Annotated in this window: 13 protein-coding genes; 9 read left to right on the top strand and 4 right to left on the bottom strand. The window is 70.1% G+C overall.

Annotation, left to right across the window (positions count from 1 at the left end):
- Positions 1-101: 101 nt before the first annotated feature.
- Positions 102-1,271: a steroid 3-ketoacyl-CoA thiolase gene (locus OHA19_RS28060; protein ID WP_405712250.1), complete on the bottom strand. Its 1,170-nt coding sequence runs from the start codon at positions 1,269-1,271 to the stop codon at positions 102-104.
- A gap of 281 nt (positions 1,272-1,552) precedes the next feature.
- On the opposite strand from OHA19_RS28060, the gene OHA19_RS28055 reads away from it, so the two are divergent.
- Together OHA19_RS28055 and OHA19_RS28050 are read left to right on the top strand one after the other, a co-directional pair.
- Entirely contained in the window at positions 1,553-2,803 is a 1,251-nt protein-coding gene (locus OHA19_RS28055) for a cytochrome P450 (RefSeq protein WP_405712252.1), read from the top strand.
- An 84-nt stretch (positions 2,804-2,887) separates the two neighbouring features.
- On the top strand, positions 2,888-3,874 hold the full coding sequence (locus OHA19_RS28050; protein WP_405712254.1) for an AEC family transporter: 987 nt from the start codon (positions 2,888-2,890) through the stop codon (positions 3,872-3,874).
- A 196-nt stretch (positions 3,875-4,070) separates the two neighbouring features.
- Here the strand turns inward: OHA19_RS28050 and OHA19_RS28045 are convergent, their stop codons facing one another.
- On the bottom strand, positions 4,071-6,182 hold the full coding sequence (locus OHA19_RS28045; protein WP_405712256.1) for a bifunctional glycosyltransferase 87/phosphatase PAP2 family protein: 2,112 nt from the start codon (positions 6,180-6,182) through the stop codon (positions 4,071-4,073).
- A 383-nt stretch (positions 6,183-6,565) separates the two neighbouring features.
- Between OHA19_RS28045 and OHA19_RS28040 the strand changes: the two genes are divergently transcribed.
- The 5 genes from OHA19_RS28040 (at position 6,566) to OHA19_RS28020 (ending at position 12,825) form a co-directional block, all read left to right on the top strand.
- Entirely contained in the window at positions 6,566-7,660 is a 1,095-nt protein-coding gene (locus OHA19_RS28040) for a DUF2330 domain-containing protein (RefSeq protein ID WP_405752070.1), read from the top strand.
- 94 nt (positions 7,661-7,754) lie between these two features.
- Positions 7,755-8,249, top strand: coding sequence for a GNAT family N-acetyltransferase (locus OHA19_RS28035; protein ID WP_405712261.1), 495 nt, complete (start codon positions 7,755-7,757; stop codon positions 8,247-8,249).
- A 298-nt stretch (positions 8,250-8,547) separates the two neighbouring features.
- Positions 8,548-9,945 carry an IS1380 family transposase gene (locus OHA19_RS28030; protein WP_405712262.1) on the top strand — a complete coding sequence of 466 codons (1,398 nt, stop codon included), beginning with the start codon at positions 8,548-8,550 and terminating at the stop codon, positions 9,943-9,945.
- 207 nt (positions 9,946-10,152) lie between these two features.
- Positions 10,153-11,364 (top strand): IS4 family transposase, encoded by a 1,212-nt coding sequence (locus OHA19_RS28025; protein ID WP_331734825.1) that lies wholly within the window; start codon positions 10,153-10,155, stop codon positions 11,362-11,364.
- Positions 11,365-11,613: 249 nt separating this feature from the next.
- Entirely contained in the window at positions 11,614-12,825 is a 1,212-nt protein-coding gene (locus OHA19_RS28020) for an IS4 family transposase (RefSeq protein WP_331734825.1), read from the top strand.
- Between the two features lie 202 nt (positions 12,826-13,027).
- Here OHA19_RS28020 and OHA19_RS28015 read toward each other — a convergent pair whose 3' ends face one another.
- Positions 13,028-15,364 (bottom strand): MFS transporter, encoded by a 2,337-nt coding sequence (locus OHA19_RS28015; RefSeq protein WP_405712263.1) that lies wholly within the window; start codon positions 15,362-15,364, stop codon positions 13,028-13,030.
- 49 nt (positions 15,365-15,413) lie between these two features.
- Between OHA19_RS28015 and OHA19_RS28010 the strand changes: the two genes are divergently transcribed.
- Both OHA19_RS28010 and OHA19_RS28005 read left to right on the top strand, forming a co-directional pair.
- A complete protein-coding gene (locus OHA19_RS28010; protein ID WP_405712265.1) occupies positions 15,414-16,370 on the top strand; it encodes a peptidoglycan-binding protein in 957 nt (318 codons plus the stop codon).
- 220 nt (positions 16,371-16,590) lie between these two features.
- Entirely contained in the window at positions 16,591-17,253 is a 663-nt protein-coding gene (locus OHA19_RS28005; protein ID WP_405712267.1) for an HAD-IA family hydrolase, read from the top strand.
- Positions 17,254-17,363: 110 nt separating this feature from the next.
- Here the strand turns inward: OHA19_RS28005 and OHA19_RS28000 are convergent, their stop codons facing one another.
- Complete coding sequence (locus OHA19_RS28000) at positions 17,364-18,098, bottom strand: ABC transporter permease (protein ID WP_405712269.1); 735 nt, start codon at positions 18,096-18,098, stop codon at positions 17,364-17,366.
- Positions 18,099-18,191 lie beyond the last annotated feature (93 nt).

Raw genomic sequence — 18,191 nt, 5'->3', positions numbered from 1 at the left:
AGGCGGCCGGGCGACGCGCCGACATCGGCGTGGGCCCCCGGCCCGGGGTGCACCTGACAACACCCCGGACCGGGGGCCACCCTTCTACGGGGTGAATCCGGTCAGAGCCGCTGGATGATCGTCCCGGTAGCCAGCGCACCGCCCGCGCACATCGTGACGAGGGCGAACTCCTTGTCGCGGCGCTCCAGTTCGTGCAGCGCCGTGGTGATCAGCCGGGCCCCGGTGGCGCCGACCGGGTGGCCGAGCGCGATGGCTCCGCCGTTGACGTTGACCTTTTCGAGGTCCTGCTCGAAGACCTGCGCCCAGCTCAGCACCACCGAGGCGAAGGCCTCGTTGATCTCGACGATGTCGATGTCCTTGAGCGACATCCCTGCCTTGCCGAGCACCGCGCGGGTCGCGTCGATCGGCCCGTCCAGGTGGAAGTGCGGGTCCGAGCCGACCAGGGACTGGGCGACGATCCGGGCGCGCGGTTTGAGCTTGAGCGCGCGCGCCATCCGCTTGGAGGCCCACATGATCGCGCAGGCGCCGTCGGATATCTGCGAGGAGTTGCCCGCGGTGTGGATGGCGGTGGGCATGACCGGCTTGAGCCGGCCGAGCCCCTCCATGGTGGTGTCGCGCAGCCCTTCGTCCTGGTCGACCAGGCGCCACATGCCCTGTCCGGCCGCCTGTTCCTCCTCGGTGGTCGGCACCTGGACGGCGTACGTCTCCCGTTTGAACCGCTCCTCGGCCCAGGCGACGGCGGCCCGCTCCTGCGAGATCAGCCCGAGCGAGTCGACGTTCTCCCGGGTCAGTCCGCGCTTGCGGGCGATGCGCTCGGCGGCCTCGAACTGGTTGGGCAGATCGACGTTCCACTCGTCGGGCCAGGGCTTGCCCGGTCCGTGCTTGGAGCCGCTGCCCAGCGGTACCCGCGACATGGCCTCGACGCCGCAGCTGATGCCGACGTCGATGACTCCGGCCGCGATCATGTTGGCCACCATGTGGGAGGCCTGCTGCGAGGAACCGCACTGGCAGTCCACGGTGGTGGCGGCGGTCTCGTACGGCAGGCCCACGGCGAGCCAGGCGTTGCGGGCCGGGTTCATGGACTGTTCGCCGGCGTGGGTGACGGTGCCGCCGACGATCTGTTCGACGCAGTCGGCGTGAATGCCGGTGCGGCCGAGGAGTTCTCGGTAGGTCTCGCCCAGCAGGTAGCCGGGATGCAGATTGGCGAGCGCCCCTTGGCGCTTGCCGATGGGGGTGCGTACGGCTTCGACGATGACGGGTTCCGCGGCCATGAGCTCGTCCTCTCTCGCACTTCCGCAGGGGCGTCCCGGCGCCCGCGGGTGGAACTAGTACGCGTTCTAGTTCTGCAAGCAGTCTTATGAGGCTTACCCCCGGTACGCAAGAGTGCTGCACGCTCCTTGCGCACCACTTCATACCGGCCTCACTCACCCTTCACGCAACAGAACGGACCGCCGCTCTTGCCAGTTGTAGAACTCGTTACTACCTTTCCGTCAACATCTGATGGGCCGTCAGGCAACGCCGGGGCGGCCCTCGGACCGACCTGGAGCTGCCGATGTCCTGCCCCCATCTGCCCGAAGGGTTCGACTTCACCGATCCCGATCTGCTCCAAGCCCGCATCCCGCACCCCGAGTTCACGCAGATGCGGCAGACCGCACCGGTCTGGTGGTGCGCACAGCCGGCCGGCATCTCCGGCTTCGACGACGAGGGCTACTGGGTCGTCACCCGGCATGCGGACGTCAAGTACGTCTCCACCCACCCCGAGCTGTTCTCCTCCAACACCAACACCGCGGTCATCCGCTTCAACGAGTCGATCAGCCGGGACCAGATCGAGGTCCAGAAGCTGATCATGCTGAACATGGACCCGCCCGAGCACACCCGGGTCCGCCAGATCGTCCAACGGGGCTTCACTCCCCGGGCGGTGCGCTCGCTGGAACAGGCGCTGCGCGACCGCGCCCGCTCGATCGTCGAGACCGCGCTCGCCTCGGCCGACCAGGACGGATCGTTCGACTTCGTCACCAACATCGCCGTCGAGCTGCCGCTCCAAGCCATCGCCGAACTCATCGGCGTACCGCAGGAGGACCGGTCCAAGATCTTCGACTGGTCCAACAAGATGGCCGCGTACGACGATCCCGAGTACGCGATCACCGAGGAGGTCGGCACCGAGGCGGCCATGGAGATCGTCTCGTACTCGATGAATCTGGCGGCCGCCCGCAAGGAGTGCCCGGCCAAGGACATCGTCTCCCAGCTGGTCGCCGCGGAGGGCGAAGGCAACCTCTCCTCCGATGAGTTCGGCTTCTTCGTGATCCTGCTCGCCGTGGCCGGCAACGAGACCACCCGCAACGCCATCAGCCACGGCATGCACGCCTTCCTCACCCACCCCGACCAGTGGGAGCTCTACAAGCGCGAGCGCCCGGCGACGACCGCCGAGGAGATCGTCCGCTGGGCCACCCCCGTGGTCTCCTTCCAGCGGACCGCCACCCAGGACACCGAGCTGGGCGGGCAGCGGATCAAGAAGGGCGACCGGGTCGGGCTGTTCTACTCGTCGGCCAACAACGACCCCGAGGTCTTCGAGAACCCGGAGGCCTTCGACATCTCCCGCGACCCCAACCCCCACCTCGGCTTCGGTGGCGGCGGTCCGCACTTCTGCCTCGGCAAGTCCCTCGCCGTGATGGAGATCAACCTGATCTTCAACGCGATCGCCGACGTACTGCCCGATCTGCGGCTGGTCGACGATCCCCGGCGGCTGCGCTCGGCATGGCTCAACGGGATCAAGCAGCTTCAGGTCAGCACCGCCAGGAGCTGACCCGCTGCCGTCCGTACGCCGGAGACGCGCCTCCCGCCGCACCCCGCGCGGGAGGCGCACAACGGCGCGAGGATCATGGCGGGCATGCACGCCCTGCTCTCCGCCTTCGCGCCCATCTGGATGCTCACCGCGATCGGTTACGCGGTCGGCCGCAGCGGACTGCTCGGCGCGCAGGCGGATGTGGTGCTCGGCCGGTTCGTCTTCCATGTGGCCATGCCCGCCGCCCTGTTCACCATGGTCTCCGGGGCCCGGCTGACCACCTTCGCCAACTCCTCGATGGTGGCCTTCGCGGCGGGTACCGCGCTGGTCTGCGGTCTCGGATTCCTGGCGGCCGGCCGGCTCTTCGGACGGGGCACGGCGGACCGGGCCATCGGCAGCATGGCGTCGGGCTACGTCAACTCCGCCAATCTCGGCATCCCGGTGGCGGTCCAGGTGCTCGGTGACGCGTCGTTCGTCGCCCAGATCATCCTGTTCCAGGTCCTGTTGGTCTCCCCGGTGATCCTCGCGCTGCTGGACTCGGGGGCGGGGACGAAGCCGGGCTCCGGGAAAGCGGTCGCGTTCCGGCGGATGCTGACCATGCCGGTCCGCAACCCCATCATCATGGCCTCGTTGCTCGGGGTGGCCGTGTCCGCGCTCGGACTGCGGCTGCCGCACGCGCTCGCGCACTCCTTCGATCTGCTCGGCGCCGCCGCCGTACCGACGGCCCTGATCACGCTGGGTCTGTCCCTGAACGCCCGTCCGGCAGCCCCCGGTTCGGCGGAACTCGCGCAGAACACGGCACAGCCGACGCGCACGGCGCGTGCCGAGGTCGCCGTGGCGGTGGCACTCAAGACGCTGGTCCAGCCCCTGATAGCCCTGGCCGTCGGCGGACCGCTGCTGCATCTGCCGGAGCACCAACTGCTCGCCGTGGTGCTCTGCTCGGCGCTGCCGACCGCTCAGAACGCCTTCGTCTACGCCCAGCAGTACGGTCTGGACACCCGGCCGGCCCGCAACGCCGTGGTGGCCTCGACGGTGGTCTCCATGGGCACGCTCTCCCTCGCCGCCTGGGCCCTGGGAACGACCGGCCCCTGAGCCGTTCGAGTGGCGGACTCGGGCCGACGGGCGGATGCTGGTCAGGCGGCGATCCACGCCGAAGGGGTGCCAGGACGATGTGCTCGTCCCGGCACCCCTTCGGCCCTTCGGCCCTTCGGCGCTTTGGCGCTTTGGCGCTTTGGCGCTTTGGCGCTTTGGCGCTTCGGCCCTTCGGCGCTTCGGCGCTTCGGCGCCGTCAGAGCTGCTTGCTGCCCAGCGCCTCGTCCGTCGATCTCGGTTCCGGTACCGGCGCCGACAGCTCCGGGCCGCCCTGCGCCTTCGCCGCCGCCGGTACGGCCATCGGCCGCAGCTTCTGCGGCCCGGCCAGCACACGGGTGAGCCCGAAGCCGAGCGTGACCACGACCGCTCCGCCCACCGCGTCCAGCACCCAGTGATTGGCCGTGGCGACGATCGCGGAGACCGTGAACAGCGGGTGCAACAGCCCCAGCGCCTTCATCCACATCCTCGGGGCCAGCACGACGACGACCACACCGCACCAGAGCGACCAGCCGAAGTGCAGCGAAGGCATCGCCGCGTACTGGTTGGTCATCTGGGTCAGACTCCCGTAGTCCGGCTTCGCGAAGTCCTGGACGCCGTGGACCGTGTCGATGAAACCGAGCCCCGGCATCAGGCGCGGCGGGGCCAGCGGGTAGAGCCAGAAGCCGACCAGCGCGAGCAGAGTGGTGAAGCCGATGGTGCTGCGGGCCCAGCGGTAGTCCGCGGGGCTCCGCACGTAGAGCACACCGAGGATCGCCAGCGGCACGATGAAGTGGAACGTCGAGTAGTAGTGGTCGAAGAAGGACCTCAGCCCGCCGACGTCCACGACCGCGTGGTTGACCCGGTGTTCGATGTCGATGTGCAGCAACCGCTCGATGGAGTGGATCTGGCGGCCGTGGTGTTCGGCGGTGGCGCGGCCGGCCGTCGCCGCGAGCCTGACGTGGGCGTACGCGGAGTACACGACCCTGATCAGGAGCAGTTCCAGCAGCAGGTTGGGCCGGCTCAGCACCCGCCGCCAGAGCGGCAGCAGCGGGATCCGGCTCCAGCGGGCCGGGGCGCCGCGGTCCGTGGGAACCGGGTGCTGCCAGTACTCCGAGGCACGCGGCAGGAACGGCACGGCACAGGCCGTGGCGAGCGCGGTGATCAGCAGCACGTTGTCGCGTACGGGGAAGATCGCCTCGATGTTCGGCAGCAGCATCGTTCCCGGCAGCGTGATGACGAGGACCACGACGACGGGCCAGACCAGCCGGTCGCGGGCCCGCTTCCCGGCCCGGCCGACCACGGCGAGCAGTACCCAGAGCAGCTGGTACTGCCAGGCGGTCGGCGCGACGGCCACGGCGACGCAACCGGTCACGGCGACGGCGAGGAGCCACTGCCCGTCGCTCGCGTACCGGGCGGCGCGGCGCAGCCCGAGGAAGCAGACGGCAGCCGCCAGCACCACGAAGAGCGCGATCTCCAGCGGGCCGGTGAGCCCGGACCGGAGCAGTGCGCCGTGCAGGGACTGGTTGGCGAGGCTGTCCGCGCTGCCACCGAGCCCCGTGCCCGCGACATGGTGCACCCAGTACGTCCACGAGTCGCCCGGCATCGCGGCCCAGGCGAGCGCCGTGCAGGCGGCGAACGCCACGCCGCCGGTCGCCGCGGCCTGCCGGCGCCCGGTCAGCCTGAGAAGCACGACGAAGAGCAGCACGGTCGGCTGGAGTGCGGCCGCCGTCCCGGTCAGGATGCCCGAGGCGCGTTCCCCGCGGACCGCGAGACAGCCCAGCAGCACCAGCAGGACCGGCAGGACGCTGGTCTGCCCCAGGTGCAGCGCGTTACGGACCGGCAGCGAGAGCATCAGCAGGCTGATCGCGACGGGCGCGGCCGGCAGCGCGGCGCGGCGGGACACCGGCCCCGGCAGCGCGCGTGCGGCGACGATGCCCAGCGCGGCGACGAGCAACAGCGAACCGAAGGTCCAGACGACGCCCAGGTTCTCTTCCGCGGTACGGGTCAGCGGTTTCAGCACCAGTCCGGCGAACGGGGTGCCGGTGAACCGGTCGCTGTCGTACAGCGGCCCCTTCACATGCGGGACGCCGTTCTCACCGATCCAGGTCGTCAGACCGTTCAGCCGTGCGCCCGGTGGCTGCCATATCGCCACCGCCATCTGCCGTACGGCCAGTGCGGCCACGATCAGCCAGAGCAGAACACGGGCCGCCCCGGTCCTCGCTCCGGTCGCCGGATCTCCACGCACACTGTGCTCCGCATTCGCCACGCTGCGCCGGCCCTCCCGCCGTTCCGGTGCCCGCCCCTCGATCCGGGCGCGCTGTGAAACCATCGCATTACGCTACGAGACAGACCCAATCAGACCCGTACGGACTTGACCGTCATGCCGGTCTTATCCGAATAAGCGTTCGTCCGGGCGATCGGTTCCGGTGCTCGGGGCTCGGGGCCCTGGTGCTCGGGGCTTGAGCCCCCGGGCGCCGCCCGCGCGCCTGCCGGTCCGGGCCGGAACGGAACCGGAACCGGACCCACGGCCCGTACGTCCTCCCCCGTGTTGTCGATCACGTTGTCGATCACGGGGGAGCCGGACGGGACATGCGGTGCGCAAGGGAGAAGCGGGGCGTGCGAAGCGCGCGGGACATGCAGGGTGCGCGGGGCGTTCGGAGCATTCGGAGCAAGGAGCGCGGGTGGCCGGCGCGTGCGCTGTCACTGCTGCTGATGCTGGTTTCGCTGCAGTTGGGGTCGCTGATCAGCCCGGCGTACGCCTGTGGCTGCGGGGCCATGGTCCCGAGCAGGGACAGCCAGGTCTCGGTCGACCGGGAGACGTCGGTGGTGGGCTGGGACGGCCGGACCGAGCAGATCGTCATGCGGCTCACGGTGCGCGGGGACGCCCCCGAAGCGGCCTGGATCATGCCGGTGCCGCACCGGGCGAGCGTGGAGCTCGGTGATCCCGGCCTCTTCTCCGAACTCTCCGTCCTCACCGAGCCCGAGCTGGTGACCAGGCACTACTTCTGGCCCCGCTCCCACGACTGGCCGTTCTCCGCGTCCGGCAACGTCGGGGACGGGGCCGCGGCTCCCTCCGCCGCGGCCCCGTCGGTCGAGGTGGTCGGCCGGGAGCGGCTCGGCCCCTTCGATGTGGCACGGCTGGCCGCGACCGACCCGGAGGCGCTGGAGAAGTGGCTCCGGGACAACGGCTTCGACCTGCCCGACCGACTGGCGACCGCGCTGAAGCCCTACGTCGACCAGAAGTGGGAGTACGTCGCGATCCGCCTCGCCCCCCGCGAGTCCGGCACCCGGCTCGTCGGCACGCTCGACCCGTTGCGGCTGCGCTTCGCCAGCGACCGGCTGGTCTACCCGATGCGGCTGTCGAAGCTCGCCTCGACGCCGCAGCAACTCGGCCTGTACGTCCTCGCACCGCACCGGATGGAACCGCGCGGTTCCATCGGCGGCGATACGCCGGAGGTAACGTTCGCGGGCAGGATCGATCCCCGGTCGGCGGTGGACGACACGACGGCGCTCCGGGAGCTGACGGGCGAGAAGCCGGTGTTCCTCACCGCGATCGAGCAGTCCTTCCCGTACCCGGAGCGGATCGACGGCGATCATCAGCTGCGCGCGGCCGCCGCCGACACCCTGTACCGGCCGATGGTGTACGAGAACCGGCTGCTCACCGTGGGCGGCATCCCCGCCTGGGTGCTGTCACTGCTCGCGGCCGTGCTGGTGGCGGCCGTCGCGGCGCTGCTGGTGCTGCGGGCCCGGCGGCGGCGTGCGGTGCCGGGCACGGTGCCGCCTCCGGCGTCGGCTCCGACGAGGTGAGCGCCGGAGGATCCGAACACTTGCGTACGGGGTGAAGGGCGGTACCCGCCAATCCGTTGGCCCACTTGATCGTGTGCAGGTCAGAATGACCGGCATGACCTGGACGCTGGCCCCTGAACCGTTCGACTCCCCCGACTCCTCGCTCCTGCGCCGCGACTACTACGACGAGGTCGCCAGCCGCTACTGGGGACGGCCCGCCACCGCCGGGGAGATCGACGAGGGGCTCACCGACGACGGGGCCGACCGGCTTGTCCCGCCCACCGGTCAGTTCGTCGTCGGCCGGTTCGACGGGAGGCCCGCGGCCTGCGCCGGGCTGCTGGTGGTGGACGCGGACACCGCGGAGCTGACCCGGGTGTTCGTTCGCCCCGAACACCGCGGCACCGGCGGCGGCGGACTGCTCCTGGCGGCCGTCGAGAACGCGGCGCGCGCCTTCGGCATACGCACGCTCCGGCTCGACACCCGAAACGACCTGGTCGAGGCACGGGGGCTGTACACCAAGCACGGCTATCGGGAGGTCCCGGCGTTCCACCGGCGGCAGTTCGCGGAGCACTGGTTCGCGAAGGAGCTGAGCGTGACGCCGCGCGCCTAGGGTCTTTCGTTTGGATCAGGCCGGATCAGGCCGGATCGGAGAGCGGTGCCGTGCGTCGCAAGGCGGAGGAGGGAAGCGACGCGGAGCGTCGGTGACCGACGACAACGCGGCGAGGTGCGTCACCGGGGCACGCGAGCCCGGCATGATCCGGCCTGATCCAAACGAAAGACCCTAAGCCTCGATCCACCGGGTGATGGTTCGCCCAGTGCCTGGACATGAAAGTGGAGATGCACTCTGACCTGGGAAAATAGGAGTTCTCTAGGCTTCTACTCAACCAGTTCGGAGGTGCATCTCCGGGATGCATTCTTCCACGCCGCCACGTGCGGTGTCCGCTGTGTTCGATGACCCGAACCTGGTTGCGCATGCCGGGCTGGTTCCGGTGATGCGGCTGGCCGAACGGTGTGGGCTGTCGGACCTGGTGACGCAGAAGGTGAAGCTGACCGGGACGACGAACGGCGCGGGGGCTGCGGCGGACTCCAAGATCAGCAGCATCGTGGCCGGCATGGCGGCGGGCGCGGACAGTATCGACGACCTCCGCGTGCTGCGGCACGGGGCGATGCCGACGCTGTTCGGCGGTATTCGCGCCCCGTCCACACTGGGCACCTTCCTTCGCGCGTTCACCCACGGTCACGCCCTCCAACTCCATGCTGTGCACCGCAGATTCCTGGCCGCGCTGGCCGCACGCACTCCACTGCTGCCCGGCTCTGGAGAGAAGGCGTTCATCGATGTCGATTCCACCCACAAACGCGTCTACGGCCGGACCAAGCAGGGCGCCGAGTACGGCCGGTTCAAGGGCATCCGCACCCTGCACCCCCTCCTCGCCACGGTCTGCACCCCGCACGCACGGCCGGTCATCGCCGGGGTGCGGATGCGACGCGGCAAAGCAGCAGACTCCCGAGGCGCCCCGAAATTCGTGAGCGAGGCCCTGGCCACCGCCGTCGAGTCCGGCTGCACCGGCCTGCGCATCCTGCGGGCCGACTCGCAGTTCTACAACGCCGGGGTGATCGCCGCCTGCCACCGGGCCGGAGCCCACTTCTCGCTCACCACCGGGATGAACCCCTCCATCAAACGAGCCGTCCACAGCATTCCCGACGAGGCCTGGCAGCAGATCAGTTACCCGACCGCGGTGCCCGACCCCGAGACCGGTGAACTCATCTCGGACGCCGAAGTGGCCGAGATACCCGAGTACACCGCGTTCGCGAGCCGAAAGAAAGCGGAGCGGGTCACCGCGCGGCTGATCGTGCGTCGGGTCCGTGACCTGGCCAAACCCGCCGTCGTGGGCGAGCAGGGCGAGTTGTTTCCCGTCTGGCGCTACCACCCCTTCTTCACCGATCAGCCTGCCGCAGCGCTGCGGGCCGAGCGGGAACACCGGCACCATGCGGTGGTCGAGCAGGTCATCGCGGACAGCAAGGCCGGTGCCCTGGCCCATCTGCCGTCCGGGCACTTCCACGCCAACGCTGCCTGGCTGACCCTGTGGGCGATGACCTACAACCTGCTGCGGGCCGCAGGTTCCCTGGCCTCCGCGATCCACACCAAGGCCACCACCGCCACCCTCCGGGCCCATCTGGTCCAGGTCCCGGCCCGGATCGCGCGATCCGCACGACGCATCACCCTGCATCTGCCACACAACTGGCCCCGGGAGCAAGCCTGGGCACACCTCTTCGACACCGTCCACGACCCACCCGCACCGGCCTGACAGCCCCTGACCACCCCGCCCGCCAGGGCCCGACCGGAACCGAACCCGTGGAAAAGCTGGGCAGACCAGCAGATACCACCTGCCCATCCACGACCACCGACCGAAACCAGCTCACAAAACGATCAAGAGATCATCTTCAGAGCACGTCGGTGGATCGAGGCTAAGTGCAATACCGTTCAGTTAAGTGCTTCTGGGTTATCGTGGGGGATGCCGCGTTCTGGTTGGGTGAAGCCGTCGTCTGATGTCCGGTTGTCGGATTTGGTGTCTGTGGGGTTGCTGACGCGGGTGTTTCCCGCGGATGTGGTTGACGCGGTGATCGAGGAGGCGGGGCGTACCGAGCGGCGTCACCGGTCGTTGCCCGCACGGGTGATGGCGTACTTCTCGATCGGGATGGCGCTGTATTCGGATGGCTCCTACGAGGATGTGTTCGCGCAGCTCACGGACGGGCTGTCGTGGGCGTCGGGGTGGTCGGAGTCGTTCACGCCGCCCTCGAAGTCGGCGATCTTCCAGGCCAGGTCTCGTCTGGGGTTCGAGCCGGTGCGGGATCTCTTCGCTCGGGTTGCGCGTCCGCTGGCGGGGCCTGGCACGCCGGGGTCGTGGCTGGCCGGGCGTCGCCTGGTGGCGATCGACGGGACGTGCCTGGATGTGGCAGACACGGCAGCCAACGCGGAGTTCTTCGGGCGGCCCGCTTCCAGCCGGGGGGAGCGGGCCGCGTTTCCGCAGGCCCGCCTGGTGGCATTGGCGGAATGCGGCACCCATGTGGTCTTCGACGCTGCCACCGGCCCGTGCAGCGTGTCGGAGATCGAGTTGTCCCGGCAGCTCGTCGGGCGGCTGGAGCCGGGCCAGCTGGTCCTGGCAGACCGGGGCTTCTACGGGTTCCGCCTCTGGCAGCAGGCCGCGGCCACGGGTGCGGATCTGCTCTGGCGAGTGAAGACGAACCTGCGGCCCCGGTATCTGGAAACCCTGGCCGATGGGTCCTGGCTGGCCCGGATCGTCCCGACGTCGGGCACGAACCGGGCCACGACGGAGCCGCTCACGGTCAGAGTGATCGACTACACGGTCGATGACGGCCGGGACAACGCCGAGGAGTACCGGCTGTTGACCACGATCCTCGACCCTGCCGAGGCCGGCGCCGAGGACCTCGCAGCCGCCTACGCCCAACGGTGGGAGATCGAGACCACCTTCGACGAGCTGAAAACCCACCAGCGCGGGCCCCGCGCGGTACTGCGCTCGAAAGCCCCCGACCTTGTCCAGCAAGAAATCTGGGGACACCTGTGCTGCCACTACGCCATCCGCACCCTGATGGCCGACACTGCCGCACTCTCCGGCCACGACCCCGACAGAGTTTCCTTCGTCAAAGCCCTCCGCATCGCTCGCCGTTCAGTCGCGCAGAGCGCATTTCCCCCCTCCGGGCGCTGACGCAGCCGACGCGATCTGGCATCACGCCATCCGATGGCTCACCCAACACCTCAACCCAACACGCCGAAAACGCTCACACCCCCGAGTCGTCAAACGCAAAGTCCTGAAATGGGCCGCGAAACGCTCCCACCACACACACTGGCCCCAGCCCAAACACAGCCCCCACATCACCATCCAAGCCACTAACTGAACGGTATTGAGGCTAAGTGCAATACCGTTCAGTTAAGTGCTTCTGGGTTATCGTGGGGGATGCCGCGTTCTGGTTGGGTGAAGCCGTCGTCTGATGTCCGGTTGTCGGATTTGGTGTCTGTGGGGTTGCTGACGCGGGTGTTTCCCGCGGATGTGGTTGACGCGGTGATCGAGGAGGCGGGGCGTACCGAGCGGCGTCACCGGTCGTTGCCCGCACGGGTGATGGCGTACTTCTCGATCGGGATGGCGCTGTATTCGGATGGCTCCTACGAGGATGTGTTCGCGCAGCTCACGGACGGGCTGTCGTGGGCGTCGGGGTGGTCGGAGTCGTTCACGCCGCCCTCGAAGTCGGCGATCTTCCAGGCCAGGTCTCGTCTGGGGTTCGAGCCGGTGCGGGATCTCTTCGCTCGGGTTGCGCGTCCGCTGGCGGGGCCTGGCACGCCGGGGTCGTGGCTGGCCGGGCGTCGCCTGGTGGCGATCGACGGGACGTGCCTGGATGTGGCAGACACGGCAGCCAACGCGGAGTTCTTCGGGCGGCCCGCTTCCAGCCGGGGGGAGCGGGCCGCGTTTCCGCAGGCCCGCCTGGTGGCATTGGCGGAATGCGGCACCCATGTGGTCTTCGACGCTGCCACCGGCCCGTGCAGCGTGTCGGAGATCGAGTTGTCCCGGCAGCTCGTCGGGCGGCTGGAGCCGGGCCAGCTGGTCCTGGCAGACCGGGGCTTCTACGGGTTCCGCCTCTGGCAGCAGGCCGCGGCCACGGGTGCGGATCTGCTCTGGCGAGTGAAGACGAACCTGCGGCCCCGGTATCTGGAAACCCTGGCCGATGGGTCCTGGCTGGCCCGGATCGTCCCGACGTCGGGCACGAACCGGGCCACGACGGAGCCGCTCACGGTCAGAGTGATCGACTACACGGTCGATGACGGCCGGGACAACGCCGAGGAGTACCGGCTGTTGACCACGATCCTCGACCCTGCCGAGGCCGGCGCCGAGGACCTCGCAGCCGCCTACGCCCAACGGTGGGAGATCGAGACCACCTTCGACGAGCTGAAAACCCACCAGCGCGGGCCCCGCGCGGTACTGCGCTCGAAAGCCCCCGACCTTGTCCAGCAAGAAATCTGGGGACACCTGTGCTGCCACTACGCCATCCGCACCCTGATGGCCGACACTGCCGCACTCTCCGGCCACGACCCCGACAGAGTTTCCTTCGTCAAAGCCCTCCGCATCGCTCGCCGTTCAGTCGCGCAGAGCGCATTTCCCCCCTCCGGGCGCTGACGCAGCCGACGCGATCTGGCATCACGCCATCCGATGGCTCACCCAACACCTCAACCCAACACGCCGAAAACGCTCACACCCCCGAGTCGTCAAACGCAAAGTCCTGAAATGGGCCGCGAAACGCTCCCACCACACACACTGGCCCCAGCCCAAACACAGCCCCCACATCACCATCCAAGCCACTAACTGAACGGTATTGAGGCTAAGTGTCCCGTAATCCCTGACGGGGTTCAGGGGCCGCGTGGTCCCGCTTCGGCTCGGGGCTGTGCGGCCGTTCCTTGCTCGACCCGTTCGTCTCCGCGGTCAGTTCCTCCACGAGCCTGACCAGGTCGGTCGGCCGGTCCGGACCCCACCAGTCCCCCAGCAGCTCGGCCATGGACATCTCACGTGCCTCCGCGAGCTTCACCACGGCTTCCGAGCCCGCCTCGGTGAGTACCAGTTGCACGCCCTCGCGCCGGACCAGCCCGCGTTCCTCCAGCTGCCGGGCCGCGTCGCTGATCACCCGCAGCGGCACCGGGGCGACGTCGGCGAGCATGGCCGGTTCGACCGTGCCGTGCCGTCTGATCCGCAGCAGCATCCAGCTCGCCGCGGGCAGCAGGTCGTAGCCGGCCCGATCGGTGATCTTCACGTAGACCTCGCGGCGCCCCGCACGCGTGGCGAGCACCGAGAGAGCTCGGGCGCATTCGTCGTACGAGGACCGCTCGACCGGGTTCGACGCCAGGGTCTCGGTGACCTCCGGAGCGGTCACCGAACCGCGCAGCTTGTCCTCCTTGAGGAACCAGGCGAAGACGAAGGCGATCAGCACGACGGGCGCCGCGTACAGGAACACGTCCGTGATCGACGTCGAGTACGCGTGGAGCACCGCCGGCCGCAGCGCGGGCGGCAGTTGCCCGATGGCGCGCGGGTCGGAGGCCAGCCCGGCCACGCTGGCCCCGGGGGGCAGCGGATGGCCGGCGAGTGCGGCGGCCAGTTTGTCGATCAGCCGGTTGGTGAAGATCGTGCCGAACACGGCGACGCCGAACGAGGCTCCGATGGAGCGGAAGAAGGTGGCGCCGGAGGTGGCGACGCCGAGGTCCTCGTACGTGACGGAGTTCTGCACGACCAGCACCAGGACCTGCATCACCAGGCCGAGCCCCGCACCGAAGACGAAGAAGTAACTGCTCATCTCCCAGGTGCTGCTGGTCTCCGTGAGCCGGTGCAGGAGCAGCAGCCCGATGGCGGTGAGGCCGGTGCCGGCGACCGGGAAGACCTTCCAGCGGCCCGTACGGCTGACGATCTGGCCGGAGGCGGTCGAGGTGAGGAGCAGGCCCAGCACCATCGGGAGCATGTGCACACCGGACATCGTCGGCGAGATGCCGTGCACCACCTGGAGGAAGGTCGGCAGGTAGGTCATCGCGCCGAACATCGCGAAGCCGACGACGAAGCTGATGACGGCGACGAGGCTGAAGGTCCTGATCCGGAAGAGCTTCAGCGGGATGACGGGTTCGGCGGCCCGGCGCTCCACGTACACGAAGGCGATCAGCAGCAGCACGCTCAGAACGGCGAGACCGATGATCTGCGCCGAGCCCCAGGCCCAGGTGGTGCCGCCGAGCGAGGCGACGAGGACCATGCAGGTGGCGACGGAGGCGATGAGGAAGGTGCCGAGGTAGTCGATGGTGTGCTTCGTGGCGCGGGCCGGAATGTGCAGTACGGCGGCGATCACGAGGAGCGCCACGACACCGATCGGCAGGTTGATGTAGAAGACCCACCGCCAGCTGAGGTGCTCGGTGAACAGACCGCCGAGGAGCGGTCCGAGGATGCTCGTCGCACCGAAGACCGCACCGAACAGGCCCTGGTACTTGCCTCGTTCGCGCGGCGCGACGATATCGCCGACGATCGCCATCGACAGCACCATGAGCCCGCCGCCGCCGAGCCCTTGAAGGGCCCGGAAGCCGATGAGCTGCGGCATGTTCTGGGCGATTCCGCAGAGCGCCGAGCCGATGAGGAAGATGACGATGGCGGCCTGGAAGAGCTTCTTGCGGCCGTACTGGTCGCCGAGCTTGCCCCAGAGCGGGGTCGCCGCGGTCGACGCCAGCAGATAGGCCGTGACCACCCAGGAGAGATGTTCCAGGCCGCCGAGATCGCTGACGATGGTCGGCAGTGCGGTGGAGACGATGGTCTGATCGAGTGCGGCCAGGAGCATGCCGAGGAGCAGCGCACCGATGGCCACGAGGACCGACCGCGTGGAGCGCTCCTCGCCGTGGGCCGGGGTCGGGGCCGTGGGGCTCAGGTGCTGGGCCATGAACATCTCCTCGGGTCCGCTACATCCCCATCCTGGCCTTTTCGTGCCGTTATGGCCTGCTGAGTCAGTGTTACGGGAGGGGGTGCGGCATCGACACCGGAGCGGGTGCGGCGTCGGAACGGGAGCCGGGTGCCGCGTCGGTGCGGGAGCGGGTGCCGCGTCGGCGCGGGAGCCGGGTGTCTTGTCGACGCGGGAGCGGGTGCGGCATTCGGTACCGCGTTGGGCATTCCGGAAGCGCGCTGCATAATCGCAGGGCATTCAAGGGGAGGGGCCCACAATGACCGGACATATATGCCCGGAGTGCGGTATGGACAGCAGACCCGGCGCCGGAGCCGGGTGCGTATGTGCGCGTCGGGCCGCCGAACAGCACCGGGCCGCCCAGCGGTCGGCGGCCGAGAAGGCGGAGATGGCCGCCGCCGAGGACTTCGATCCGCTGCGGATACGTCCGTACGTGACGCTGGGGGTCGACGGGGCCCCGGCCGGCGTCGACGAGGCCCCGCAGGAGCCGGGACCGCGCCACCTCCCGCAGGACGCGGCCACGACGATGCCGCTCTTCCTCGGCCCGGCCCCGGCGGGCCCTCTGCCCGGCACCGGCGATCCCGCTGGCCCCACTGGCCCCACCGGCCCCGTCGACATCGCCGGGGCACCCGACAGTGAGCCCGGCGGGCCTCGACGCCGCCGCCCCGTCGCGGCCGTCGCCGTGGGGGCGGCCCTGGCCGTGGCGATAGGCGCGGCGGCCTTCGCGGCCGGGCTGCTCGGCGGCGGCAACGGGGACACGGACCGGCGGCAGGCCCTGCCCGGCGCAGCGGTCGACGTGCCCGAGGCGAGCGTCCCCGCGACGAAGCCGGCACCGTCCTCCGTACCGCCCTCGCCCTCCGCGCCGGCCTCCGTGCCACCGTCCGCCCCGGCCTCGCCCTCCCCCTCGGCGAGCGCCTCGCCGTCCCCCTCCGCGTCCGCCGCCTCCTCGCCGCCGGCTTCCGTCGCGCCCTCGCACCCCACGAGCAGTCCGCCATCGGCGGAACCGCCCGCGTCCCTGGCCGGGCCCACGCTGCGCCACGGCGACCAAGGGCCCGCGGTGGCCGAGCTGCAGCGCCGCCTGGAGGAGATCTGGCTGTACCACGGGCGCGACGACGGCGACTACTCGAACCAGGTCGAGCACGCGGTGGGCGTCTACCAGTCGTACAAGGCCATCGAGGGCGACCCACCGGGGGTGTACGGCCCCAACACCCGCCGCGCCCTGGAGGCGGAGACCACGGGCCGGTGACCGGCCTGCCCCGCGCCGGGCCCGTCCCTACAACTCCGCACCGTGCCGCGCCGGCCACCCGAAACCAAAGGAATTGGCTTTCTCGGACAGGTTTTTGTATCGTGATGGAACAAAGTAGCCTCCGCCCGCCACCCCTGACCGGCGGGCGAGGCTGCTTGTTCTCTTTCCCGCGTCGTCGCTTCCGGGCGCCGTCGCTCCCCCCGCGTTCTGGAGCCCGCCCATGCCGGCCACCGTCATCACCGCCCGCGCCCTCCTCCTGGACATGGACGGCACCCTGGTGAACTCCGATGCCGTCGTGGAGCGCTGCTGGCGGCGCTGGGCACTGCGCGAGGGGCTGGACCCGGAGGCCACGCTCAAGGTCGTCCACGGACGGCAGGGGTACGCCACCATGGCGGTACTCCTCCCGGACCGCCCCATGGAGCAGAACTACGCGGACAACCGGGTCATGCTCGCCGAGGAGACCGCCGACACCGACGGCGTCGTACCGATCGGCGGCGCCCCCGCCTTCATGGACGCGATCGCCGCACTGCCGCACGCCCTGGTCACCTCGGCGGACGAGGCACTGGCCCGGACCCGGATGACCGCGTCGAGCCTGCGGATTCCCGACGTCCGCGTCACCGCCGAGAGCGTCGGCGCCAGCAAGCCGGACCCCGAGGGCTTCCTCAAGGGCGCGGCCGAACTGGGCTTCGACCCGGCGGACTGCATTGTCTTCGAGGACTCGGAGGCGGGCATCGCGGCGGGCCGGGCGGCGGGCATGCGTGTCGTGGGCGTCGGCCCGCGCGCCGGGGCACTCTCCCCCGACGCGCATGTCGAGGACCTGACGCAGATCCGGGTGGAAGCGGCCCCGGACGGCTCGATCCGGCTGTACATCAGCGCGCGATAGCCCGCGCACCCGCACGCACCCCCACACGCAGCAGGCGCAGCACACGGAACACGTGCAACACGGGCGCAAGGCGGGCGCGGGAGTGCTTCGCCTCCGCCCCCGCACCGGCGTCACACCCGGTACAGCCGCCCCCGCGCCACCAGCTCCAGCACCGTCGTGACGGCCACCGCCTGCACGGCCATCAGGGCGACCAGCACGAACAACTGCACGGCCCCCGCCTGCACCGGTGAGGCGCCGCCCAGCAGCATGCCCACGAAGGCCCCGGGCAAGGTGACGAGCCCCACCGTCCGGGTCTGATCGAGCCCCGGCAGCAACGCGTCCGACGCCGCGGGCCGGGCGACCTCCAGCCGCGCGTCACGGTCGAGCAGCCCGAGCGCCATGCCCGCCTCCACCTCACCGCGCCGGGTCGTGAGCTCGTCCAGCGCCCGCCTCCCGCCGAGCACGGTCGCGGTCAGCGCACCGCCGATGAGGATGCCGGTCACCGGGATCAGCGCGATGCCCCGGACCGGCACGAGCCCGGTGAGCAGCAGGAGCGCGACCACCGGAACGACCCCTGCCGCGATCGGCAGCGCCGCCCACCACCAGGTGCGATTGCGGGTGATCCGGCGCCCCGCGGTCCGTACCGCCACGGCGTACATCAGCGCCAAGAACCCGAGCAGCGGCGGCAGCGAACGGACCACCCAGCCGATGAGCAGGGAAACCGCGGCGAGTTGGACCGCGGCCCGCAGCCCGGCCAGCAGGATCTCGCGCGACCGGCCGAGCGAGGCCAGAGCGGCGACCGCGGCCGCCGCCGCGAGCAGCAGGGCGAGTACGACCCCGAGCGTGATGTTGACCGGTAGCAGCACGCCGCAACCCTACGACCGGACCGGCCCGGACCCTCCACGCGAATCAGCCGCCGGCGCCCAGCAATTGCCGCCGCGTCAGCCTGTGCGCCCGCG

Source organism: Streptomyces sp. NBC_00012, from assembly GCF_045040875.1.
Lineage (GTDB): Bacteria > Actinomycetota > Actinomycetes > Streptomycetales > Streptomycetaceae > Streptomyces.
Note: the sequence above shows the minus strand (reverse complement) of the source record. Positions and strands in the feature narration are given on the sequence as shown.